Origin of the sequence: Dactylosporangium salmoneum, assembly GCF_039532525.1 — a bacterium.
Lineage (GTDB): Bacteria > Actinomycetota > Actinomycetes > Mycobacteriales > Micromonosporaceae > Dactylosporangium > Dactylosporangium salmoneum.
Genome location: NZ_BAAARV010000110.1, coordinates 41,570 through 64,635 on the forward strand (window position 1 = coordinate 41,570; position 23,066 = coordinate 64,635).

General features: G+C 71.8%; 21 protein-coding genes. 10 read left to right on the forward strand and 11 right to left on the reverse strand.

Features of this window, described 5'->3' with window-relative positions; translation table 11 throughout:
* Window positions 1-35: 35 nt before the first annotated feature.
* Complete coding sequence (locus ABD352_RS50180; protein ID WP_344619753.1) at window positions 36-938, reverse strand: DMT family transporter; 903 nt, start codon at window positions 936-938, stop codon at window positions 36-38.
* A gap of 74 nt (window positions 939-1,012) precedes the next feature.
* Between ABD352_RS50180 and ABD352_RS50185 the strand changes: the two genes are divergently transcribed.
* Both ABD352_RS50185 and ABD352_RS50190 read left to right on the forward strand, forming a co-directional pair.
* Window positions 1,013-1,501, forward strand: coding sequence for a molybdenum cofactor biosysynthesis protein (locus ABD352_RS50185; RefSeq protein WP_344619754.1), 489 nt, complete (start codon window positions 1,013-1,015; stop codon window positions 1,499-1,501).
* 62 nt (window positions 1,502-1,563) lie between these two features.
* Window positions 1,564-2,085: a GNAT family N-acetyltransferase gene (locus ABD352_RS50190; protein WP_344619755.1), complete on the forward strand. Its 522-nt coding sequence runs from the start codon at window positions 1,564-1,566 to the stop codon at window positions 2,083-2,085.
* A gap of 87 nt (window positions 2,086-2,172) precedes the next feature.
* On the opposite strand, the gene ABD352_RS50195 is transcribed toward ABD352_RS50190, so the two are convergent.
* On the reverse strand, window positions 2,173-2,634 hold the full coding sequence (locus ABD352_RS50195; protein ID WP_344619756.1) for a hypothetical protein: 462 nt from the start codon (window positions 2,632-2,634) through the stop codon (window positions 2,173-2,175).
* Between the two features lie 226 nt (window positions 2,635-2,860).
* On the opposite strand from ABD352_RS50195, the gene ABD352_RS50200 reads away from it, so the two are divergent.
* The gene (locus tag ABD352_RS50200; RefSeq protein WP_425553962.1) at window positions 2,861-4,318 is read left to right on the forward strand and encodes a cellulase family glycosylhydrolase; all 1,458 of its coding nucleotides are present in this window, start codon (window positions 2,861-2,863) and stop codon (window positions 4,316-4,318) included.
* Here ABD352_RS50200 and pnuC read toward each other — a convergent pair whose 3' ends face one another.
* Both pnuC and ABD352_RS50210 read right to left on the reverse strand, forming a co-directional pair.
* Window positions 4,319-4,951: a nicotinamide riboside transporter PnuC gene (gene pnuC, locus ABD352_RS50205; RefSeq protein WP_344619774.1), complete on the reverse strand. Its 633-nt coding sequence runs from the start codon at window positions 4,949-4,951 to the stop codon at window positions 4,319-4,321.
* Between the two features lie 106 nt (window positions 4,952-5,057).
* On the reverse strand, window positions 5,058-5,570 hold the full coding sequence (locus tag ABD352_RS50210) for a TetR/AcrR family transcriptional regulator (RefSeq protein WP_344619757.1): 513 nt from the start codon (window positions 5,568-5,570) through the stop codon (window positions 5,058-5,060).
* A gap of 114 nt (window positions 5,571-5,684) precedes the next feature.
* On the opposite strand from ABD352_RS50210, the gene ABD352_RS50215 reads away from it, so the two are divergent.
* A complete protein-coding gene (locus ABD352_RS50215; protein ID WP_344619758.1) occupies window positions 5,685-7,235 on the forward strand; it encodes a CocE/NonD family hydrolase in 1,551 nt (516 codons plus the stop codon).
* Here ABD352_RS50215 and ABD352_RS50220 read toward each other — a convergent pair.
* The 4 genes from ABD352_RS50220 to chvE form a co-directional block, all read right to left on the reverse strand.
* Window positions 7,232-8,458, reverse strand: coding sequence for an endo-1,4-beta-xylanase (locus ABD352_RS50220; RefSeq protein WP_344619759.1), 1,227 nt, complete (start codon window positions 8,456-8,458; stop codon window positions 7,232-7,234). The genes ABD352_RS50215 and ABD352_RS50220 overlap by 4 nt on opposite strands.
* A complete protein-coding gene (gene mmsB, locus ABD352_RS50225) occupies window positions 8,455-9,600 on the reverse strand; it encodes a multiple monosaccharide ABC transporter permease (protein ID WP_344619760.1) in 1,146 nt (381 codons plus the stop codon). Before mmsB ends, ABD352_RS50220 begins: the two co-directional genes overlap by 4 nt.
* Before the next feature lie 116 nt (window positions 9,601-9,716).
* Window positions 9,717-11,255 carry a multiple monosaccharide ABC transporter ATP-binding protein gene (gene mmsA / locus ABD352_RS50230; protein ID WP_344619761.1) on the reverse strand — a complete coding sequence of 513 codons (1,539 nt, stop codon included), beginning with the start codon at window positions 11,253-11,255 and terminating at the stop codon, window positions 9,717-9,719.
* Window positions 11,256-11,266: 11 nt separating this feature from the next.
* Window positions 11,267-12,385, reverse strand: a complete 1,119-nt coding sequence (gene chvE, locus ABD352_RS50235) for a multiple monosaccharide ABC transporter substrate-binding protein (RefSeq protein WP_344619762.1) — start codon at window positions 12,383-12,385, stop codon at window positions 11,267-11,269.
* A gap of 143 nt (window positions 12,386-12,528) precedes the next feature.
* Between chvE and ABD352_RS50240 the strand changes: the two genes are divergently transcribed.
* On the forward strand, window positions 12,529-12,975 hold the full coding sequence (locus ABD352_RS50240; RefSeq protein ID WP_344619763.1) for a MarR family winged helix-turn-helix transcriptional regulator: 447 nt from the start codon (window positions 12,529-12,531) through the stop codon (window positions 12,973-12,975).
* Between the two features lie 100 nt (window positions 12,976-13,075).
* On the opposite strand, the gene ABD352_RS50245 is transcribed toward ABD352_RS50240, so the two are convergent.
* A complete protein-coding gene (locus ABD352_RS50245; RefSeq protein WP_344619764.1) occupies window positions 13,076-13,558 on the reverse strand; it encodes a hypothetical protein in 483 nt (160 codons plus the stop codon).
* A 63-nt stretch (window positions 13,559-13,621) separates the two neighbouring features.
* Here ABD352_RS50245 and ABD352_RS50250 point away from each other — a divergent pair, with 63 nt between their 5' ends.
* On the forward strand, window positions 13,622-14,311 hold the full coding sequence (locus ABD352_RS50250; protein ID WP_344619765.1) for a TetR/AcrR family transcriptional regulator: 690 nt from the start codon (window positions 13,622-13,624) through the stop codon (window positions 14,309-14,311).
* Here the strand turns inward: ABD352_RS50250 and ABD352_RS50255 are convergent.
* Window positions 14,299-15,678 carry a pyridoxal phosphate-dependent decarboxylase family protein gene (locus ABD352_RS50255; RefSeq protein WP_344619766.1) on the reverse strand — a complete coding sequence of 460 codons (1,380 nt, stop codon included), beginning with the start codon at window positions 15,676-15,678 and terminating at the stop codon, window positions 14,299-14,301. The genes ABD352_RS50250 and ABD352_RS50255 overlap by 13 nt on opposite strands.
* A gap of 88 nt (window positions 15,679-15,766) precedes the next feature.
* On the opposite strand from ABD352_RS50255, the gene ABD352_RS50260 reads away from it, so the two are divergent.
* From ABD352_RS50260 to ABD352_RS50270, 3 genes are read left to right on the forward strand one after another with little or no spacing between them, the layout of a single operon-like run.
* Window positions 15,767-16,177 (forward strand): hemerythrin domain-containing protein, encoded by a 411-nt coding sequence (locus ABD352_RS50260; protein WP_344619767.1) that lies wholly within the window; start codon window positions 15,767-15,769, stop codon window positions 16,175-16,177.
* 4 nt (window positions 16,178-16,181) lie between these two features.
* Window positions 16,182-19,112, forward strand: a complete 2,931-nt coding sequence (locus tag ABD352_RS50265; RefSeq protein WP_344619768.1) for an NACHT domain-containing protein — start codon at window positions 16,182-16,184, stop codon at window positions 19,110-19,112.
* Entirely contained in the window at window positions 19,109-20,296 is a 1,188-nt protein-coding gene (locus tag ABD352_RS50270; protein WP_344619769.1) for a toll/interleukin-1 receptor domain-containing protein, read from the forward strand. Before ABD352_RS50265 ends, ABD352_RS50270 begins: the two co-directional genes overlap by 4 nt.
* On the opposite strand, the gene ABD352_RS50275 is transcribed toward ABD352_RS50270, so the two are convergent.
* Entirely contained in the window at window positions 20,274-21,368 is a 1,095-nt protein-coding gene (locus ABD352_RS50275) for an RsbRD N-terminal domain-containing protein (RefSeq protein ID WP_344619770.1), read from the reverse strand. The genes ABD352_RS50270 and ABD352_RS50275 overlap by 23 nt on opposite strands.
* A 75-nt stretch (window positions 21,369-21,443) precedes the next feature.
* On the opposite strand from ABD352_RS50275, the gene ABD352_RS50280 reads away from it, so the two are divergent.
* On the forward strand, window positions 21,444-23,066 hold a 1,623-nt coding region (locus ABD352_RS50280; RefSeq protein WP_344619771.1), incomplete at its 3' end, for an FAD-binding dehydrogenase.

Below are 23,066 nucleotides of genomic sequence, written 5' to 3' on the forward strand. Positions count from 1 at the left end.
GGCCCGGGAGCATGGCGCCCGGCGCCTCAGGCGCGTTACGGCGCCTGGGAGACGGTCAGCTGGGCGGCCTGCGCGGTCTGGGCCGCCCGCTGGGCGACCCGGGCCGCCGCCAGCAGGGTCACGCCCAGGATCAGCAGGGCCACCACGCCCACGGCGCTCCACGGCCACCAGGTGGCATCGCGCCAGCCGACGTGGAAGACGGTGGCGTCGAAGATCGCGCTGCAGAGCGGGTCGGTGATGCTGATCGCGGTGAGCGCGGTCGGCAGCGAGCCGGCCGCGAAGGCGTCCTGGGTCAGCAGGGCGCTCGCCGTCGTCGACGCGATCAGCCCGAGGAGCGACCAGTCCTGGGCCAGGCCGAGCACGCCGTCGCGGGCCAGGGTGTCGGTGACGAGCACGACGAAGACCGCGGTCAGGCAGGTGCACACGCCGGCCGCCACGCCGGCCAGGGCGCCGCGCAGCCGGGCCTCGGTGCGCTTGGGCAGCAGGTGCGCGAGCGCCACGAACAGGACCATGATGGCCGCCCCGAGGGCCACCGCCGGGACCACGGCGTGGCGGTCGAGGTGTTGCGGTACCGCGGGCCGCGCCACCACCAGCAGCGCCAGCCCCGCGCAGACGGCCACGGTGCCGAGCCAGGCCCGCAACGGCGGCCGGCGCACGGTGAGCATCGCGAACAGCAGCTGCGAGACGAGCAGCGCCTGCACGACGGTCAGCGACCCCACGTGCAGCGCGACGGCGTGGGCGGCGAACGCGGCGATGTTGAACAGCCAGCCGGCCAGCCACCACTTGTCCTTCGCCAGCCGCCGGACCAGCAGCACGACCCGCACGGGCAGCGCCCGGTGGGCGAAGTCCGGCGCGGCCCGCTGCGCGGCGCGTTGCTGCATCGCCGCCGAGGTGGTGAACATGGCCGCGGCGAACACGGCGAGGACGACGGCAAGCATGATCCGGGTTTGTACCGGAACCGCGCGGCGCCGCGGCGACCGGGGGAATGGCCCAACGGTGTTGAATGGTCCGGATGGGTACCGGTTCGCGCATTCTGGAGCTACTCGCCTCGCCGGGCCACCGCTTCGAGGGGCGCCCGCAGGACGGTCCCTCCCCCGCCCCGCCCGGTGAACTGGTCCGGGAGGTACGTGTCCGGGCCGGCCTGGGCATCGTCGGTGACCGGTACTTCGGCCACCCGGCCCACCGCGACGCGTCCGTCACCGTCATCGCGGCCGAGTCCCTGCCCCCTGGCGCGGGCCTCGCCCAGGTGCGGCGCAACATCCTGGTCGCCGGCGTCCCGGTGGACGACCTCGTCGGCTCGGTACTGACCCTGGACTCCGGCGACGGCCCGGTCCGCCTGCACGCGAAGCGCCCGGCCAACCCGTGCGCGTGGATGGACGTGACGATCGGCCCCGGCGCCTGGCGGGCCCTGCGCGGCCACGGCGGCATCCGCTGCGTCCCGCTGGACGACGGGTTGCTCCGTGTGGGCTGCGTCACCTTCGCCGTATCGCAGCCCGACTGACATATCCCGCCGCCACAACTGGGTCTAATATTTGAACTCAGGCTGCCCCGGGGGAGGTTCGCGTGCTGATCAGACCGTGGCAGGAGGGCGACCGGGCGCTGGTGGTGGCCGCGCAGGAGCACCTGTCCCCGCGCACCATCGAGCGCCGCTTCCTGGTCGGCAGCGCCGGCCGCCTGCCCACCGCCTACCTGGCCCACGTGGCCGCCGGCCCCCGCCCGGAGTGGGACGCCCAGGTCGCCGTGGACGACGGCGTGCTGTGCGGGTGGGCCGAGTACGGCCGCTACCCCGCCGACGCCCCGGCCGCCGACCTGGCCGTGCTCGTCGCCGACCCGTGGCAGCGCACCGGCCTGGCCTCGGCCCTGATCCGCGCCCTGGTCCAGCGGATGATCGCCGCCGGCATCCGCAGCATCCACGCCGACGTGGCCGGCTCCAACGCCGCGACCAGGGGGCTGGTGCGCGCGCTGGCCGGCTCGGACCCGGGCCCGACCTACGTCGACGGCCTGCTGCACTTCGCCTTCGATCTCGCGGCGGTACCGCTGGAAGCCCCACCCGTTGCGCTGGTTGCCGGGCCGGCCTTCCCCTGACTCCGGTCCTCCTGCCAGACACCGCCCGGCGCCGCGCGACTCGCTGCCGGGCCCGAGGATGACCGGCCCGCCGCGGCAGTGAGGAAGCTACGCGGCGCCGAAGGCGCTCCAGTCGACCAGGCGCTCGTCGAAGTCGGCGCCGTCCTTCAGGATGGCGGCCACGCCGTCGCGCAGGGGGGCGGTCATGTCCCGCAGCTGGGCGGCGATGAGCGGCTCGAACATCGTCGGCTGCAGGTGCCACCACCAGGCGACCAGGTCCTCCGGGCCGTAGCGGGCAGGCTCGGCGAGCAGGGCGCGCCACTCCTCGCGCAGCACCCGGTACTCGGCCGGCAGGCGCTCCAGGACGCCGAACCAGTTGCCGAGGCTCACCACCATGAAGAGGCGGAGGCGGTCGCGGGCCCAGCGCATGGCCGCCGGATCGCCCGGGGCGCCCGCGTCGCCCAGGATGCCCTCCAGGTACTCCGTGACGACGATCGCGGCGCCCTCGACGTCCGCCTCTCCCCGGTGGTGGATGGAGTCGCGTAGCGCGGCGAGTTCGGGATCGGGCACGCCGCCATTGTGTCCACGGGCGGTCCCGGCATCCCATCGACGAAGGGTCGCCTCATTCCGGGTCTTCGAAGCGGTTCGACTTGTACATTTCATCGGCATTTAGGCGGGTTTCCGCAGCTCAAGACCGATGTTCCGCGGCCGGGTCCACGCCCGCACTTGAGCGGTCAAGGGGGCGGCGGTGACGATCACCGACCGTACCTCGCTCCCGCCCTTCGGAGGAACATCCATGAGCCTGCGCACACGTCTGCCGCGGGGCCGTACCCTCGGCGTCGTCGGCGCCGTCGGGGCCCTCGTGGCCGGCGGCCTGATCCTGGCCCCGATGGTCAGCGCCTCGGCCTCGGCCGGCTGCCGCGTCAACTACACCATCGCCAACCAGTGGCCCGGCGGCTTCACGGCCAACGTCGCGATCACCAACCTCGGCGACCCGGTGACCGCCTGGACGCTCGGCTTCACCTTCCCCGACGCCGGGCAGAAGGTCGGGCAGGGCTGGTCGGCCACCTTCAGCCAGAGCGGATCCGCGGTCACCGCCAAGAGCCTGGACTACAACGGCAGCCTGGCGACCGGGGCCTCGACGTCGATCGGCTTCAACGGGACGTGGACGAGCGCCGACCCGGTGCCGGGCGCGTTCACGCTCAACGGCGTCGCCTGCACCGGCGGGGTGACGACGAGCCCGTCGCCGTCGAAGTCCGCCTCGTCGTCGCCCTCACCGTCGCCGTCCACGTCGACCCCGCCGCCGCCCACGACGGGTACGCCGCTGGGCATCAACGGGCAGCTGCACGTGTGCGGGGTGAACCTCTGCAACCAGTACAACAAGGCAATCCAGCTGCGCGGCATGAGCACGCACGGCATCCAGTGGTTCGCGTCGTGCTACAACGGGGCGTCCCTCGACGCGCTGGCCAACGACTGGAAGGCCGACCTGCTGCGGATCGCCATGTACGTGCAGGAGCAGGGCTACGAGACCAACCCGGCCGCGTTCACCGCGCAGGTGAACAGCTACGTCGACCTGGCCGAGGCCCGCGGCATGTACGCCATCATCGACTTCCACACCCTGACCCCGGGTGACCCGAACTACAACCTCGACCGGGCCAAGACCTTCTTCGCCTCCGTCGCCGCCCGCAACGCGGCCAAGAAGAACGTCATCTACGAGATCGCCAACGAGCCCAACGGGGTGAGCTGGCAGGGCATCAAGAGCTACGCCGAGCAGGTCATCCCGGTGATCCGCGCGGCCGACCCGGACGCCGTGGTCATCGTCGGCACCCGTGGCTGGTCCTCGCTGGGCGTGTCCGACGGGTCGAGCGAGACCGAGATCGTCAACAGCCCGGTCAACGCCACGAACATCATGTACGCGTTCCACTTCTACGCGGCGTCGCACAAGGACAACTACCGCACCACCGTGGCCCGCGCGGCCAAGCTGCTGCCCCTGTTCGTCACCGAGTTCGGCACGGTCAGCGCCACCGGCGGCGGCGCCACCGACCTGTCCAGCACCGGCGCGTGGCTCGACCTGCTCGACCAGAACAAGATCAGCTACGCGAACTGGACCTACTCCGACGCGAACGAGAGCAGCGCCGCGTTCAAGCCCGGCACCTGCGCGGCCGGCTCCTACACCAACACCGCACAGCTGACCGAGTCTGGGGCGTACGTGCGCAACCGGATCCGCACCGCGGACAACTTCCCCACGTCCTGATTACGCGGGCTCCAGCGCCGGTTCCGCCGACCGGCGCTGGGGCCCCTCGCGGCGCGAGATGCGCAGCCAGACGGCGAAGCCCCACAGCACGAACCCGGCGTACACCGCGTACAGCAGCGCCGACGGGTAGTAGTGGAAGTGCAGCAGCTCCGGGACGCCGACGAGGTCCACGGCGATCCAGCAGAGCCAGAAGTCGACCCAGCCCCGCGCCATGGCGTAGGTGGCGGCGATGGAGCCGACGAAGATCCAGGAGTCGGCCAGGTAGTACCACCACGGGACCGGGAACCCCGCGCCGACCGCGCGGAACACGAAGAAGCAGGCCACGACGGCGGCCAGGCCCGCGGGAACCAGCCAGGCCCGTTCCCGTGCCGTCGCCCACCTGGGGCGTACGGCAGGAGCTCCCCCGCCCCCGCGGTTGCGCCGCCAGCGCCACCATCCGTACACGCTCGTGGCGACGAAGAAGACCTGCCGGGCCGCCTGCCCGTACAGCGGCGTGGTCTGCTGGCTGACGAACACGGTGAACAGCAGCACGTTGCCGACGATCCCGACCGGCCACGCCCAGACGAGCCGCCGCAGCCCGAACAGCGCCGACGCCAGACCGAATGCGTTGCCGACGATCTCCCGGTAACTGATCGCCTGATCCCGGGTGACCTGCCAGTGTGCGTCGTAGAACGCGTCGAGCCAATGCACGGCCGGACCTTACACCAGGGTGCCGGCCGGATCGCCGGCCCAGACGCCGCTAGTGATGCCCGTCCGGGCCGAAACAGAACGCGTCCAGCAGCAGCTCGATCGCGCGTCCCACGCTCTGCTCGTCCGAGGCCGTCAGCATCGCGAACAGCAGCGTCAGGTCCGCGGTCGTGCGGTCCGGGCGAACCTCACCGGCGGACTGGGCGCGGCGCAATGGAACGGCCAGGGTCGTCACGACGCGCGCGGTCAGGCGGCGGCGCGTCTCGGCGTCCAGGCCGCGCATCGCGGCCTCGGTGTGCAGGCCCTCGGCCAGCAGCGCGCGGAACGGGGCGGCCGCACGGGCCTCGAGACCGGCCAGCCGGTCGGCCACCACGGCGGCGACGAGCGCACCCCGGTCGGGGAAATGGCGGTACAGCGTGGCCTGGCCGACGCCCGCCCGCCGGGCCACCTCCGGCATGCCGGCGAAGGCGCCGCCGGTCAGCAGCAGCTCGCTCGCGGCGCGCAGGATGGCCGAGCGGTTGCGCTGGGCGTCGCGGCGCCGCGGCGTCGGGACACCGTACAGCACATCGACGTATGTTACCGATCGGTAATGATAATGTCACGAGCTTCTCATTCTCGGAACGGGCTCCTACGCTGCCGCCACCAACGGGCACCCCCATCCCCGCCAGGAGGAGTGCGCATGCGCCGTTCCCTGCTGTTCCTGCTCACCTTGGTCCTCGCGGTCGCCGTGTTCCCGGCGCCGGCCCGGGCCGCCACGACCGGGGTGCGCTTCGTCGACATCCCCGGCGCCGGGGTCACGCTCAAGGGCAACGTGATCGCGCCCGCCGACACCGGCAGGCATCCCGCGATCGTGTTCCCGTCCAGCTGGGGCCTCAACGACCTCGAGTACCTCGCTCAGGCCAACGCGCTCGCCGGCCGCGGCTACGTCGTCGTGTCCTACACCCCGCGCGGCTGGTGGGCCTCCGGCGGCGAGATCGACACCGCCGGGCCGCAGGACATGGCCGACCTGTCCAAGGTGATCGACTGGACGATCGCCAACACCGCCGCCGACCCGGCCCGCATCGGCGCCGCCGGGGTCTCCTACGGGGCCGGGATCAGCCTGCTCGGCTCCGCCTTCGACCCGCGGATCCGGGCCGTGGTCATGATGAGCGGCTGGACCGACCTCGTCTACTCCCTCTACGGCGACAACACCCGGCACCTGCAGTCCTCGGGGCTGCTGAGCCTGGCCGCGAGCCTGGTCGGGCACCCCGGCGCGGACCTCAGCGGCAAGCTCGCCGACTTCAACGCCAACCGCAACGTCGATGAGGTCAAGGCGTGGGCCCGGGTGCGCTCGCCGGCCACGTACCTCGACGCCATCAATGCCAACCGTCCGGCCGTGCTCATCGCCAACGCGTGGGGCGACTCGTTCTTCCCGCCCGACCAGCTGGTCGACCTGTTCGGCCGGCTGAGCACGCCGAAGCGCCTCGAACTGCGCCCTGGCGACCACGCGATCGCGGAGCTCACCGGGATCGCCGGGCTTCCCAACGACGCCTGGACCAGCCTGTACCGCTGGTTCGACCAGTACCTCGCCGGGGTGGACACCGGCATCGGCGCCGAGCCGCCCGTGGTCCTCAAGCCGCTCAACGCCGGCTACGAGCAGTACCCGTCGTGGGGCGCGCTGAACACGTCGACCAAGCGGTACGGCCTCGGCGCGATCCGCTGGATCGACGGCACCGGGCTGCTCGGCGGCGAGCCGAGCACCGGCTGGAGCAAGACCCTCCCGTCCGACCTGGACACCACGGCCAACGGCGGCGTGGTGCTGCTGACCAACGGCGTGTCGGCGTTCACCGGCCAGCAGCCGCAGATCTGGCTGCCCACGGTGGACCGGCTGCGGGCCGGGGTGTGGGCGTCGGACCGGCCCGGCAGCGCCCTGCGCATCCGCGGCATCCCGAAGGTGCACCTCAGCCTGACCGGCACGGCCGCGCAGGGCACCGTGGTCGCGTACCTGTACGACCTCGACGCGCTCGGCAACGCCAAGCTCATCACCCACGCCCCGGTGACGTGGCTGGGCACCTCGGCCGGCAGCCGCAGCGTGGACGTGGCGTTGTCGGCCACCGCGTACGACGTGCCGGCCGGGCACTCCCTCACCCTGGTCGTCGACACCACGGATCCGCTGTACTACGACGCCAACACCCTCGGCGGCACGGTCACCGTCGCCGGCGGGTCCTATGTGGACGTCCCGATCCGTTAGCGGCGGGGCTTCTGCGGCTGCCGCGGCTGGACCATGGGCGGTCCGGCCGCGGCCAGGTCGCCCTGGACCGTGCGCAGCGCCTTCTTCGGCTGGTAGCCGGCGTCCCACAGGCAACCCGCGCCCTCGGGCGGGTTCTTGAACCAGCCCGGAATCCAGGAGTGCCGGTCGGTGAAGCCCCACACCGTGAACGACAGGCAGTGCGGGTTCATCAGGCAGGCCTGCAGGAGCACATGATAGTTGTACGCCGACGCCTGGTCCCGCGCGTTGACGTCCTGGCCGGCCGCGTCGAGGGCCGGGTCCTTGGCGTCCTTGGTGAGGCTGCGGGCGTCCACCTCGGTGAACGCCACGGCCACGCCGAGCCCGGTGAAGCGGTCCAGGGCGTCGGCCACGGCGAGGACGTCGTAGTTGCCGTACTGCGTGCTGAGGTGCCCCTGGCTGCCGACGCCGTCGATCGGCACGCCGGCCGCGCGCAGCCGCTTGACCATGTCGTAGACGAACTGGGTCTTGTCGCCGGGGCCGCCGTCGCCGAAGGCCTCGATGTTGTAGTCGTTGTAGAACAGCAGGGCCTTCGGGTCGGCCGCCCGGGCCCAGCGGAAGGCGTCCGCGACGTAGTCCGGGCCGAGCAGGTCGGCGAACTTCTGCTTGAGCGAGCCCGCGTTGCCGCCGAGGTGGATCGCCGACGGGGTCTCCCACGGGTCGGAGACGGCCTCGTTGACCACGTCCCACTGCCAGATCCGGCCCCGGAAGTGGGCGACCACGTCGGTGATGTGCTTGTGCAGCAGGTCGCGCAGCTGCGGGCCGTCGATGGAGCCGTCCTGGATGCCGGCCGTCAGCCAGCCGGGCAGCTGGCTGTACCAGGCCAGCACGTGGCCGCGGACCAACTGGTGGTTGCGCGCGGCCGCGGCGACGAAGGCGTCGGCGGCGGCCCAGTCGTAGGTGCCGCGGGTGGGCTCGAGGCTCTCCCACTTCATCGCGTTCTCGGCGGTGACGGTGGAGAACTGACCGTCCACCGTGGATTTGTACTGCGGGTCGGCCGCGTCGGCGTAGGCGCCGGCGTCGACGGCGGTGCCGAAGTACAGGCCGTTGCGGGCGGCCAGCCCGCGCAGGCTCTGGTCCCGGGGCGCCGGTGGGCGGGGGCCGCCGGCGGAGGCCGTGACGGCGCCGAGGGATGCGGCGGCCAGGGCGGCGAGCACGCCGGCCGTGGCCAGTCTGCGTAGCTTCATGAGGTCTCCGTCTTCGCGAGCCGCTTGCTCACGATGTCGAAGGCGACCGCGGCGATGAGCACGAGGCCCTTGATGGCCTGCTGCCAGGCCGCGTCCGCGCCGAGAATGGACAGGCCCATGTTCAGCACGCCCATGATGAGCGCGCCGATCACGGCGCCGGTGATCTTGCCGATGCCGCCGGTGACGGCGGTGCCGCCGATGAACGCGGCGGCGATCGCGTCGAGCTCGTAGTTGGTGCCGGCGCCGGCCACACCGGCCCCGGCCCGGGAGGTGGTGACGACCGCCGCGATGGCGGCGAGCACCCCCATGTTGACGAAGATGAGGAACGTGACCCGCCGCGTCTTGACGCCCGACAGCTTGGCCGCGGCGAGGTTGCCGCCCATCGCGTAGATGTGCCGGCCGAACACGGTGTTGCCCATGACGTACGTGTAGAGGACCACGAGCGCCCCGACGATCACGAGGACGTTGGGGGTGCCGTCCGTGCTCCCGGCGAGCAGGTACGTGATGTAGGCGGTGAGCGCCGAGAACACCCCGAGCCGGCCCACGAACGCCGCCGTGGGCTCCAGGCGCAGGTCGTAGCGGATCAGCTCGCGCCGGGTCCGCACCTGCGACAGCACCAGGCCCGCGATCGCCACGCCGCCGACGAGCAGCGTCATGCCGTCGAGGTCGCCGACGAAGCCCAGCGCGTTCGGCAGCGACTTGGCCGCGATGGCCCCGAAGCCCTTGTCCTGCACCGGCACGGTCTGGCTGACCGCGAGCACGGCCAGGCCGCGGAAGAGCAGCATGCCGCCGAGGGTGACGATGAAGGCGGGTATGCCGACGTAGGCGATCCAGAAGCCCTGCCAGCAGCCGATGACCACGCCGACGCCGACGGCCGCGGCGACGGCGAGCGGCCAGGGCCAGTGCCACTCGGTGATCATCAGGGCGGTGTAGCCGCCGATGCAGGCCACGATCGAGCCGACCGACAGGTCGATGTGCTGGGCGACGATGACCATCACCATGCCGATGGCGAGGATCAGCACGTACGCGTTCTGCTGGACCAGCGCGGCGACGTTGTCGGGGTAGAGCAGGCGGCCGCCGGTGAGGACCTGGAAGGTGACGACGATCGCGACGAGGATCGTCAGCATGCCGTACTGCCGCACGCCGCCGCTACCGCTTCGCTTCGGACCGCTCGCGCCCCCGCCCCCAGTTCGCTCCGGCGACGGCGCGACCAACTGAGCCCCCTGGTGAGCGGCCCCTTCGCTGTGCTGCGGACCGGTCATGCGGCGGCCCCGTTACGTTCGATCGTCATGAGCCGCATCAGGCCCTCCTGGGTCGCCTCGGCGCGGGGCACCTCGCCGGTGATCCGGCCCTGGCTCATCGCGTAGATCCGGTCGCAGATGCCGAGCAGCTCCGGCAGCTCGGAGGAGATCACCAGAACCGCCTTGCCGGCGTCGGCGAGGGCGTTGACGATCTCGTAGATCTCGTACTTCGCGCCGACGTCGATGCCGCGGGTCGGCTCGTCGAGGATGAGCACCTCGGGCGCGGTGAAGAGCCACTTGCTGAGCACGACCTTCTGCTGGTTGCCGCCGGAGAGCTTGCCGGTGAGCACGGCCACGCTGTCGGCCTTCACCCGCATCTCCAGGCGCAGCCGCTCGGCCCGGTGCACCTCGAGGCCGGCGTCGACCACGCCGAAGCGGGCCACCGCCTCGAGCTTGGCCGCGGTGACGTTGCGCTTGATGTCCTCGATGAGGTTGAGGCCGTAGCGTTTGCGGTCCTCGGTGGCGTAGGCGATCCCGTGCGCGATCGCGTCGGGGACGGAGCGGACGCGGACCTCCTGCCCGTGCAGGTACAGCCGGCCGGAGATGGCGGCGCCGTAGCTGTGGCCGAAGACGCTCATCGCGAGCTCGGTGCGGCCGGCGCCCATGAGCCCGGCGAGGCCGACGATCTCCCCGCCACGCACGCTCAGGGCGGCCCGGTCGACCACCACCCGGCCGCGGTCGACCGGGTGGTGGACGGTCCAGTCCTCGATGCGCAGCACCTCCGCGCCGACGCTCGGCGTGTGCCGCGGAAACCGGTGGGCCAGGTCCCGCCCGACCATGGCCCGGATGATCCGGTCCTCCGGCACCGGCTCGGCGCCGCGCATGTCGAACGTGGCCACCGTCTGCCCGTCGCGCAGCACGGTGGTGGTGTCGGCGATGGCGGCGATCTCGTTGAGCTTGTGCGAGATGATGATCGAGGTGATCCCCTGGCCCTGCAGTTGGCGGATCAGGTCGAGCAGGTGCGCCGAGTCGGCGTCGTTGAGCGCCGCCGTCGGCTCGTCGAGGATGAGCAGCCGGACCTCCTTGGCCAGCGCCTTGGCGATCTCGATCAGCTGCTGCTGGCCCACGCCGAGGCCGAGGACCGGGGTGTCCGGCGCCTCGCGCAGCCCGACCCGGGCCAGCAGCTCCGCGGCCCGCCGGTTGGTCCGGGGCCAGTTCACGACCCCCCGGCGGGCCTGCTCGTTGCCGAGGAAGATGTTCTCGGCGATCGACAGGTGCGGGCTCAGCGCCAGTTCCTGGTGGATGATGACGATCCCGCGGTGCTCGGAGTCGCGGATGGAGCGGAAACGGCACGGCTCGCCGTCGAAGACGATCTCGCCGTCGTAGCTGCCGTGGGGGTACACCCCGGAAAGGATCTTCATCAGGGTGGACTTGCCGGCACCGTTCTCGCCGCACACGGCGTGCACCTCGCCGCGCGCGACGCTCATCGTGACGTCCCGCAGCGCCTGCACCCCCGGGAACGTCTTGGTGATGCCGGCCATTTCGAGCAGGCTCATCGGCGCGGCCCCTACAGGCCCAGGTCGGAGGCCTTGAGGAAGCCGGAGTCGACGAGCTTCGACTTCACGTCGTCCTTCGTGACCACGACCGGCGGCAGCAGGTACGAGGGAACGACCTTCACGCCGTTGTTGTACGTCTTCGTGTCGTTGGTCTCGACGGCCGTGCCCTTGGTGATCGCGTCGACCATCTTGGCCACCTGGTCGCCCAGGGTCCGGGTGTCCTTCCAGACCGTCATCGACTGCTTGCCGGCCAGGATGTTCTTGGTGTTGGCCAGGTCGCCGTCCTGCCCGGTCAGGATCGGCCAGTCGGCGCCGGGCTTGTACCCGTGCGAGTCCAGCGACTGCGCGATGCCCAGGGCAAGCGAGTCGTTGGGCGAGAGCACGACGTCGACCTTCTTGCCCCCGGTGTAGAACGAGTTGAGCCGGTTGTCCATCTCGGCCTGGGCGCCCTCAGACTTCCAGCCGTTGATGGAGACGGTCTTCCACGCGTCGTCGTTCGGCAGCTTCTTGCCGGAGGGGATCACCAGCTTGCCGGAGTCGACGTACTGCTTGAGCACGTCCCAGGCCCCGGCGAAGAAGAACTTGGCGTTGTTGTCGTCGGACGAGCCGGCGAAGGGTTCGAGGTTGAACGGCCCCTTGCCCTGGTCGAGCCCGAGCTTGGAGACGATGAACTGCCCCTGCAGCTGCCCGACCTTGTAGTTGTCGAACGTGGCGTAGTAGTCCACGTTCGGGGTGGAGTTGATGAGCCGGTCGTACGCGATGACCTTGATCTTCTTGTCGGCCGCGGTCTGCAGCACGGGGGCGAGCGCCGTGCCGTCGATCGAGGCGATGACCAGGATCTTCGCCTTGTCGTTGATCATGTTCTGGAGCTGGGTGATCTGCTGGTCGACCTTGTTGTCGGCATACTGCAGCGACGTCTTGTAGCCAGCCTTCTTCAGCAGGTCCTCGAGGTGCGCGCCGTCGTTGTTCCAGCGCTCGAGGCTGCGCGTCGGCATGGCGATGCCGACCAGAGCAGGGCCGCTGTCGGCGGGCGCGTTATCGGTGGAGCGGGTCTTGCTGCATGCGGCGGTAGTAGTGGTGAGCAGGGCGGCCATGGCGGCGGCCGCCAGCACCCGGAGTGTCTTGGACATCCTCGACGCCTTCCGTCGGGGCAGGGGTTTGTTATCGGCGCGAACATACCCCCGGAGATTGAAGATCGGAAGGATTCCGTTGCGGGAAAAGGGTTTCGAAACATCTTGGCGATCCTAACAACATTAGTAGTAATGTAAGTTTCGTGACGGAGCTGAGGCGCGTCTTCGACGACCTGGTGCGGTTCGAGACCGATCTCCGCAATGGGTTGGACGCCCGGCTGCGGCGCGCCGGCGCGGTGCCGCTCGGCGGCCTCAACGTGCTGCAGGTCGTGCGGCGCACCCCGGGCTGCCGGATCAACGACGTCGCCGACGCCCTCGGGATCACCATCGGCGGGGCGAGCCAGGCGGTGGACCGGATGGTGGCCCAGCGGCTGTGCGCGCGCCGCCCCAACCCGGACGACCGGCGATCGTCCATTGTGGAACTGACGTCGGCCGGCGCGGCGGCGGTCGCGGAGGCCGACGAGGTCTTCGACGCCGCGCTGGCCGAGTACTTCGCCGCCGCCTCCCCGTCCGCCCTGCGGACCCTCAGCCGCACGCTGTCCACCCTGCGCGCGGCCGCGCGCCGCCTGAACGGAGCCCCCGACAGCTGAACCGAGGCGCCGCTCCGGCCACGCGGTCCGCATCCACAGTAGACACTGGCCCCAACGGCCGAGTTGATGGCCGCGGCCACCTACCTACGCGACGCCGCCGTCACACCCGCGGCGAGATCGCGCTGCTGCCGTAGTTCGCGCGGCGCACGCTCGTGATACCGAGCCACAGCCAGGGACTGGCGAAGATGGCCGCGTAGATGAGCGTGATCCACGGCTGATAGTCCACATAGAACTGGTGCGGCGTCAGCGACCACGGGTTCTTGATCAGCACGAAGCCCACGAAGTCGACCACCATCGCCGAGACGATCCACAGCACCGACAGCAGCAGCGTCTCGCGAACCCGGTCAGCGCGGGCCCCCTTCCGCCAGTAGAGCGCCGCGAAGGGCGTGAAGACCAGCACCATGATGAGCACGTGGAAGGGCACGGTCGCGGTGAACGACGGCGACAGCACGGGGCTCACGGCGGCGGCGTCGGCCGCCTCGGTGTGGTTGACGCCGGCATAGACGAGCGTGCTCGTCCCGGCCAGCACGGTGACGATCGCATAGGCAGCGAAGAAGCATCCGACGGCGCGGCCAACCCGCATGACTCGGTCCCCCATTTCGATTTTGTGTAAGCCTTACACTAAACGGGATGGCAGACTGAGTCAATGCTTGATCGCACGCCCGGACTGCTCGCCTCCTGGACGCCCGACGTCTCCGGCGGGGCCCGCTCCGCCGCGCCCGCCCGTGGGCGGCGCCCCACCATCGACCTCGCCGGCATCGTCGCCGCCGGCGTCGCGCTGGCCGACGCCGAGGGCCTGGCCGGACTCTCCATGCCACGGGTGGCGCGCGAGGTGGGGGTGACGCAGAACGCGCTGTACCGCCACGTCGCCTCGAAGGAAGAGCTCCTCGTGCTCGTCTACGACGCCGGCTGCGGCGACCCGGCGCCGCTCGCCGGGGACTGGCGCACCGCCGCCCGCGCATGGGCGGACGCGCTCATCCACCGCTACGCCACCCGACCGTGGCTGCTGGACGTGCAGATCCGCGCGCCCTTCACCCGCAACGTGGTCCGCTGGACCGAGGCCTTCCTGCAGGCCACCCGCCCCACCGGCCTGCCGGTGGCCGCCCGCATGGAGTTCGCGATGCTGCTGGACGGCCACACCCGCCACGTGGCCACCGTCATGCGCGACATGGCCGCCGTCCCGGTCGACTCGGGCGAGCTGGCCGGCTCGCTCGCGCCGCTGCTGGAGTCGGCCGGCTGCCCCGACTACGCGTCCTTCCTGAGCGACCCCTCACCCATGCCGGCGGGCTTCGGCATCGAGCGGATCCTCGACGCGATGGCCGCCTACGCCGCCTGACGCGCGGCCCGGCGCAGCGCCTCGAGCGACGCCGCCACGTCACCGTCCGATGTGGACCAGTTGCTGACCGACACCCGCAGCACGCTGCGCCCGCGCCAGCGCGAGCCCGACATCCACGCGGTGCCGTCCCGCAGCAGTGCCTCGGTCACCGCCGCCGTGCGCGCGTCGTCCCCGAAGCTCGCGCACACCTGGGTGAACACGACGTCGTTGAGCACCTCGGCCCCGTCGATCGCCGCGATCCCCTCCGCCAGCGCCCGGGCATGCCCCGCCAGCCGGTCGACCAGATCCACCACCCCGTTGCGCCCGAGCGAGCGCAGCGCCGCCCAGACCGGCACCCCGCGCGCCCGGCGGGAGAGCTCCGGCACCTTCTCCAGCGGGTCGGCCGGCCCGCCGGGCCCGGCTGGCTCGATGAGATAGCTCGCCTGAACCCCCATCGCCGCCCGCAGCGCGCTCGGCTCCTTCACGATGACGATCCCGCAGTCGTACGGCACATTCAGCGTCTTGTGCGCATCGGTGGCCCAGGAGTCGGCCGTGGCGAGCCCGTCGAGATGGTGCCGCGTCCTCGGCGACGCGGCCGCCCAGAGCCCGAACGCCCCGTCGACGTGCACCCAGGCCCCATGCCGGTGCGCCAGCTCCGTGGCCGCCCCGACGGGATCGAACGCTCCACTATGGACGTTCCCCGCCTGGAGGCACACGATGACCGGACCATCGCTTCGCTGGAGCTCCGCCTCCAGCGCGTCGAGCCGGATCCGGCCCTGCGCATCGGCGGCGACGGGCGTCGGGGCGCCGAGCCCGAGGTACCGGAGCGCCAGATCGAGCGTGTCGTGCCGCTCCTGCCCGACCAGCACCCGAATCCGGGGCGCCCCGGCGAGCCCGTCCCTGTCGAAGTCCCAGCCGCGCCCGGCCAGCACGTGCCGGCGCGCCGCCGCCAGCCCGGTGAAGTTCGCCATCGTGGCCCCGGTGACGAACCCGACGTCCGAGCCTTGCGGCAGCCCGAGCAGCTCGACGATCCACCGCCCGGCCGCCTCCTCGAGCGCCGCCACCGCCGGCGTCGGGAACCGCATGGCCGCGTTCTGGTCCCACGCGCTCACCAGCCAGTCGGCCCCGAGGGCGGCCGGCAGCGTCCCGCCGATCACCCACCCGTAGAACCTCCCCGACGGCATCGCCATGAGCCCCGGCTCGGCCTCCCGGGCCAGCCGCTCGACCACGGCGGCCGCCTCCTCCCCGTCGTCGCTGAGCGGCCCGCCGACCACCTCCCCGATCGCGTCGGCATCGGCCCGCGGCGGCACGGACCGTCCCCCCAGCGACGAGAGCCACTCCCGGGCATGCACGACGGCGGCGTTGAGCGGGGCATCGTAGGCGTCCATGCTTCTAGTAATATCGGGTTCAGCGTCGCGGTGTACCCGGCATTTCGTCCGCCGAGGGCATGGAGGCGCGGTACTCGAGGGAATCCCCTTGTCAGACCCGACCCCGCGCCTCATGGCCCTGGGCAACCAACTGATCGACCTCCACCAACGCCTCCGCCTGGCCTTGTCCGATTTGAGCGACATCCGCGGAAATTTGGCGCTCCACTGCCTGGCCTTCTGCTCCGCCTTGCAACGCCACCACGACGGCGAGGAACAGTCCCTGTTCCCGTACCTGGAGGCGCACTACCCGGACCTGCGCCCCTTGGTGGCCGAGCTGCGCCGCGACCACGAGCAGCTGGCCGACCTGATCCGGCGGGTGGCCGCCAACCCGACGGAGACGGAGCTGGCCACCCTGCGAGCCGTGATGGAGTCCCACTTTACCTACGAGGAACGCCGCCTGGTCCCACTGCTGAACACCCTTTCGCCCGACCCCGCTCCAACTCGCGGTGCCCCAAACTAGGCCGATGCGCCGTGACCCGCAGACCCTCCGCGGAGCACTGAAGATCCTGGATTGGCCGACGCCCGACAACCTGGACGGCGCGCTCGACCGGCTGCCCGACCTGCTGAAGGCCGCCACCCCGTTCGAGCGTGCCGAACTGGTGGCCGCCGCGCACACGGTCATCGTCGTCAGCTCGTATCTCGAGGCCATGTCGACCATGCCGTTGACTCCCCCGGGTCCGAAGCTGCTGTCCCTCTCCGTTCCGGTCCCGTCCGCCGCGATCGGATTCGACGAGCACTCCCTCTGGTTCACGGCCTGGTGCTTCCGTGCGGCTGGGACGGAAGGCATGAACGGCCCCCTCGTGAGCCGCGACTCCGTCGCTCAGACTCACTCACTCTACGTGGCTCGCTACCTGGAGCTCGCCGCCAGCGTCCCGGAGTTCCGCTTGTGGGCACGCACCGAGGAAGGCCCGGCGACGACCCAGGGCATGGCGCGCCTGGAGATACTCCTGCGGCGGGTATTGGCGCGCACTGGTAAGCCTCGCGACCTCCGTCATGTCCTGAGCCGGCGCAACCAGGCCGAGCTCGACCGGCCCATCATGCTCGCCCGGACCGAGTCGGGCCCGGCCGACCTTTGTTTCCCACGCCTCGACGACATCCATCTCAACCCGCGATACCGCATCTGCCTGACCAGCCCCGGAAACCTGGACCGGCCGGGCGACGAGCGCTGGTGGGACGGTCAGCCGGTGCGCCACGACCTCGACGTCTGCCTCGCCGTGCACCTGCTCACCGCCGAGGCGGCCGAGCGGCCGCTCCTGCTGCTCGGCCACCCCGGCGCCGGCAAGTCGCTGCTGACGAAGGTGCTCGCGGCGCGGCTGCCGCCCGAGGCGTACACGGTCGTCCGGGTGCCGCTGCGCGCCGTCCCGGCCAACGGCCGAATCCTGCAGCAGATCCAGTCCGCGCTCGACATCGCCACCAACGACGCGGTGCAGTGGCGGCCGCTGGTGGAGCAGAGCCTCGACACCACCCGGATCGTGCTGCTCGACGGGCTCGACGAGCTCCTACGGGCCACCCCCGACGACCGGACCGGCTACCTGCACGAGGTCTCCGAGTTCCAGGCCAACGAGCTGGCCCAGGACCGCCCGGCCATCGTCGTGGTCACCTCCCGCACGGTGGTCGCGGACCGCATCGACATCCCGCACGGCACCACCGTCATCAAGCTGGAAGCGTTCGACGACGCCCAGGTCGAGGCCTGGCTGGCCGAATGGAACCGGGCCAACACCGCCGCGATCGTGGCCGGCACGGTGCGAGCGCTGAGCCCGGCCGCTGCGCTTCGCCGGCCGGAGCTGTCCCGCCAGCCGTTGCTGCTGCTGATGCTCGCGCTGTACGCCGCCGACCCGAGCGTGCCCGAGCTGGAGCACGACGTCTCGATCACCGAGCTGTACCGCCGGCTCTTCGACGTCTTCGCCGCCCGCGAGGTCGACAACCGCGCGGACCCCCCGCACCCGTACGCCCGCACCGAGGCGGTGCGGCAGCTGCTCGACCGGCTCTCGACCGCGGCGTTGGCCATGTTCAACCGGGGCCGCCAGGACATCACCGGCGCCGAGCTGGCCGCCGACCTGGTCAACCTGGGCATGGCCCGCGTCGACGTCCTGGGCGACAGCGCCCCGGGCCGTCGCCTGCTCGGCGAGTTCTTCTTCGTGCACGTCGCCGAGGCGACGAACCGCGACGCCACGCACCGAGCCTACGAGTTCCTGCACGCCACCTTCGGCGAGTACCTGGTCGCCCGCCGGGTCCTCGACGTGCTGGTCGAAACGGCGGAGCGCGCGTTCGGTGGCCGCTACGGCCCGTACGAGCCCGACGACGACCTCCTCTTCGCCCTGCTGAGCCACCAGTCGCTCGCCACCAGCCCGCCCACGCTGGAGTTCATCCGCGACCAGTACTTCGGCCTGCCCGAGCGGGACCGCCGCGACATCCCGCGCCTGCTGAGCGTCCTGATGTCCGGCTATCGATCCCGCCGCCCGAGCGCCCGCCACGCCGGCTACCGCCCGCTGCCGATCGACCACGCCCGCGCGATGGCCGCCTACTCGGCGAACCTGGTCTTGCTGAGCACGGCATTCGCCACCTCGGTGCCGCTGGCGCAGCTGTTGCCGGAGGCCGAGGACCTGAATGCCTCCTGGTCGAGCACGGTCAACCTCTGGCGGGCCGCACTCGACCCGGCCGGCTGGCAGGCCACCATACGGATGGTGATGCGCACCGGCGACGCCCTGGCGCGGGCGCCGTGGCCGGAGGACTTTCCGAACGACGTCCTGCACGCCGATCTGACCGCCGACCTCGCCCTGTTGCGCACGCTCAACTACGGCCACGCGGCGACGGGTTCGCTCGTGAGCCCGCCGGGATCGAGCTGGAGCGACGCCATCATCATCGCGCTGCTCCCGGTGTTGCTCTCGCCCGTCCCCGCCGGCGCGGTGATCAGGCTGATCGAGTCGACCGCCGGCGTCGACCCGGAGGAAGTCCGGAAGGGCGTCTCGTTCGTGTGGCGGGTTCTGCGGACCCGCACGGTCAGATTGGAGTTCGACGACTGGTGCGAGGTCATCGACTGGACCCTGCGGGTGGCCTCGTCCGACGAGCTCGACCTTGATGTCGTCGCCAGTCTCGTCGCCGGCGAGCCGCGGTTCCTGCACGAGATGCGCCGGCTGTGCGACCCGAGTCTCTATCACGGCTCCCTGGCCGCCCGTCTGCGCCTGCGGGCCGCTGCGGCCGCTGCGGATCCTGACCCGAAGGTGGTCGAGCTGGCGGGCGCCCTGACGTTCGACGACCTTCCGGAGGGATGGGACGCGCTCGACCCGGCCGAGCTCGGTCGGCTCCTGAGAATTCTGCGCCCGCCAAGAGACCCCATTCCGGTTGCCGTGGTGCGGCATCCTTGGCAGCCCACAGAAACGGACTATCTGGCGTGAGCGGCGGGTTGAGTGACGAGGAGCTTGCCGCGATCGAGGCGCGGGCCCGGGATGTGGGGGCGGTGGCCGGGCACCGCCAGGCGTGGCGGGTGCATCGGCTCGACGAGGCCGGCTTCGTGGTCCAGCGCGATTCCCAAGAGGTGCTCGTGCGGGCCGGCACGTCGTTCGGGCAGGACCTGGCCGAGTACGTCGCGCAGGCCGCGCTGGATTTGCCCCGGCTGGTCGCCGAGGTCGGGCGGTTACGCAAGCTTGCCGGGTACGACAAGGGGCTGGTCTGGGACGCCGACGACCGCATCATCGACCAGGACTGGAGCGGGCTCAGGCGCCGGATCGAGGAAACCCACGGCGGCGTCGGCATCGTCGCGGCGGACTTCGACGAGCTGTTGCGGTACGGGTACGGTCAGCCCGGCCACCGCCGGAAGGCGTTCACCCGGCTGGTGGCCGGGGCGACCGAGGACGACGACATCGAGCTGCTCGCCGAGATTCTCGCCGTCATGCTCATCGACCCGTGGCGGGCCAATCTCCAGGGCGGCTGGTTCATCCACCGGCTGCGCACCGGCGACGGGCTCGAGGCATTCGATGCCGGGCGGGCGGCGCGGGTGCTCAACCGGCTCTACGACGTGAACGACGCCACGGCCTCGGTGCTCGTCGAGACGCTCCGCGCGTTCGTCACCAACGAGGGTGGCCCCAAGCGGCGGCTGCTCGAACTCATCCGCGAGAGCGGGCAGCTGCGCCGGGAGGTGGCGATGCTGATCGAGCCGGCCCGGGTCTTCGTGTCCTACTGCCGGGAGGACGAGGCCGACGCCGAACGGATCTACCAGGCGCTCGGCCTTCAGGGGTTCCGGGTGTGGAAGGACACCCACGACCTGCTGCCCGGCGAGAACTGGGAGAGCAAGATCCGGCGGACGCTGTCGGAGTACGAGTTCGCGGTGATCTGCCTGTCCCGCACGGCGGTGGCCAAGCGCGGGTTCTTCCAGGTCGAGCTCAAGGTCGCCGCCCGGATGCAACAGGAGCGGGCGGAGGACGACGTGTACATCATCCCGGTGCGCGTCGACCCGGAGCTGGACGCCCGCGCGCTGCCGAGCGCCCTCGCCGGGCTGCACGTCGCCGATCTCGCCGCGGACTGGGACGACGGCCTGGAGCAGGTGGTGCGGACCATCGTCACGCACCGGCGGGTCGTCTAGCGGCCGCGGTGAGGGCCAGCTGCAGGGCCAGGCGGGCGTCCGGGTCGTCCAGCGCGGTGCCGAAGAGCTCGCGCAGGCGGCGCAGGCGGTAGCGGACCGTCTGCGGGTGGGTGTGCAGGGCCTCGGCAGCCGGGATGACCTGGCCCTGGGCGCGCAGCCAGGCCAGCAGGGTGTCGGCCAAGGGGCCGCGCTGGCCGGCCAGCGGTGCCAGGACGCGGTCGGCCAGGCGGTCGACGACGCCGGGTTCCCAGGCCAGGAGCAGCGCCAGGAGGTGCTCGTCGCTGTCGATGACGCCGTCCGGGAGGCGAGCGGACTGCTGCAGCTCCAGGGCCTTGCGGGAGATGCGGTACGACTGGCGGGCCCCTGAAAGCGGCACCATGGGGCCAATCGCGGCTCGGCGGCCGGACAAGACACGAGGCAAGTTGAGACCAGCGGGGGTCAGCAGGCGGGTGGCGCCGTCGATGACGGTGGCGATCGCGCCGCCGCCGGCCGCGCGGGCCAGGTGCTCGGCGTCGGTGCCCTCGATGCTCACCGCGCACAGGCTGGGTGGCAGCGGCCAGCGGGCGGCCTCGGCGGCGGCCAGCAGGGCGGCGTCGGACGGGGGGTCGGGCTGGATCAGCAGGGTGATGAGCCGGCGGCGCAGGCGGGCCCAGTCCTGGGCGGCGTCGCGCTGCTCGTCCAGGTAGCCCTCGGCGGCGGCGCCGGCCAGGGCGTCGACGTAGCCGAAGAGGGCGGCGGCGATGACGTACAGCTCCGGTGGCTCGGCCGGGCCCGGGTGCTCGACCAGCGCCGACCACAGCGTCTGGGCGCCCAGCATCAGGATCGAGCGGAGGGCGTCGACGCGGTGGCCCTCGCGGTACTCCGTGCGCCCCAGGCCGGCGAAGACGGCGAGGGTGGGGTCCAGGTCGGCGCCGGAGGTGAAGGTCGCCACGGCGGTCTCCACGCCGAGGGTCAGGCCGTGGCCCTGGCCGCCGGACAGCGACCGACCCTGGGTGCGCATCGCGTCGCGGACGGTGGCGAGGACGCGCTCCAGCAGTACCGGATGCAGGGCCTGAAGGTGGGTTCTTGTCACCGCGGTGACAAAGTCCGGCGCAGGTTGTGGCGAAGGCACCAACGATTTTGGCATGCGGGTGCCTAGCCTGGTCGGGTGGATGCGGATGTGATCGTCGTCGGGGCCGGCCTGGCCGGGCTGGTGGCCGCGGCCGAGGTGGCCGACGCGGGCAAGCGGGTGATCCTGCTGGACCAGGAGCCCGAGCAGAGCCTCGGCGGGCAGGCGTTCTGGTCGTTCGGCGGGCTGTTCCTGGTCGACTCGCCCGAGCAGCGCCGGATGGGCATCCGCGACTCGGCCGAGCTGGCCTGGCAGGACTGGCTGGGCAGCGCCCAGTTCGACCGGGACGAGGACCTGTGGCCGCGCCGCTGGGCCGAGGCCTACGTGCACTTCGCCGCGGGCGAGAAGCGGGCCTGGCTGCGGGCCATGGGGCACCGGCTGTTCCCGGTGGTCGGGTGGGCCGAGCGGGGCGGCGGACCGGCCGACGGCCACGGCAACTCGGTGCCGCGCTTCCACATCACGTGGGGCACCGGTCCGGGCGTGGTCGAGCCGTTCGTACGGCGGGTCCGCGCCACCGACCGCGTCCAGCTGCGCTTCCGCCATCGCGTGGACGAGCTGCTGCCCGGCGGCGTGGTCCGGGGGACGATCCTGGAGCCCAGCGCCGTCCTGCGCGGACAGACGAGCTCCCGGACCGCGGCCGGCGAGTTCGAGCTGTCGGCCCAGGCGGTCATCGTCACGTCGGGCGGCATCGGCGGCGACCACGACCTGGTGCGCAAGGCGTGGCCGGCCCGGCTCGGCACGCCCCCGCGGCGCATGGTGGCCGGCGTGCCCGCCCACGTGGACGGGCGGATGCTCGGCATCACCGAGGCGGCCGGGGGCCGGATCATCAACCCGGACCGGATGTGGCACTACACCGAGGGGCTGCGCAACTGGGACCCGGTCTGGCCCAACCACGGCATCCGGATCCTGCCCGGGCCGTCGTCGCTGTGGCTGGACGCGACCGGCAAGCGGCTGCCCGCGCCGTGCTTCCCGGGCTTCGACACGCTGAGCACCCTGCGGCACATCATGGCGACCGGGTACGACTACAGCTGGTTCATCCTCACCCAGAAGATCATCGAGAAGGAGTTCGCGCTGTCGGGCTCCGAGCAGAACCCGGACCTGACCGGCAAGAGCGTCCGGCAGGTGCTGCAGCGGGTGAAGAAGGGCGCGCCCGGGCCGGTCGAGGCGTTCAAGCAGCACGGCGAGGACTTCGTGGTCGCGTCCACGCTGGACGAGCTGGTGGCCGGGATGCAGACGCTGGAGCCCGGCGTGCCGCTGGACGCCGCCGCGATCCGGGGCACCGTCGAGGCCCGCGACCGCGAGCTGGTCAACGGGTTCGCCAAGGACGCGCAGATCACGGCGGTCCGGGGCGCGCGGTCGTACCGCGGCGACAAGCTCATCCGCGTGGCCACCCCGCACCGCCTGCTCGACCCGAAGGCGGGCCCGTTGATCGCGGTCCGGCTGAACATCCTCACCCGCAAGACCCTCGGCGGCCTGGAGACGGACCTGTCGGGCCGGGTGTTGCGGGCCGACGGCAGCCCGCTGCCCGGCGTCTACGCGGCCGGCGAGGTGGCCGGCTTCGGTGGCGGGGGCATGCACGGGTACAACTCCCTCGAGGGCACCTTCCTCGGTGGATGCCTCTTCTCGGGCCGCACCGCCGGCCGGGCCGCGGCGGCCGAGGTC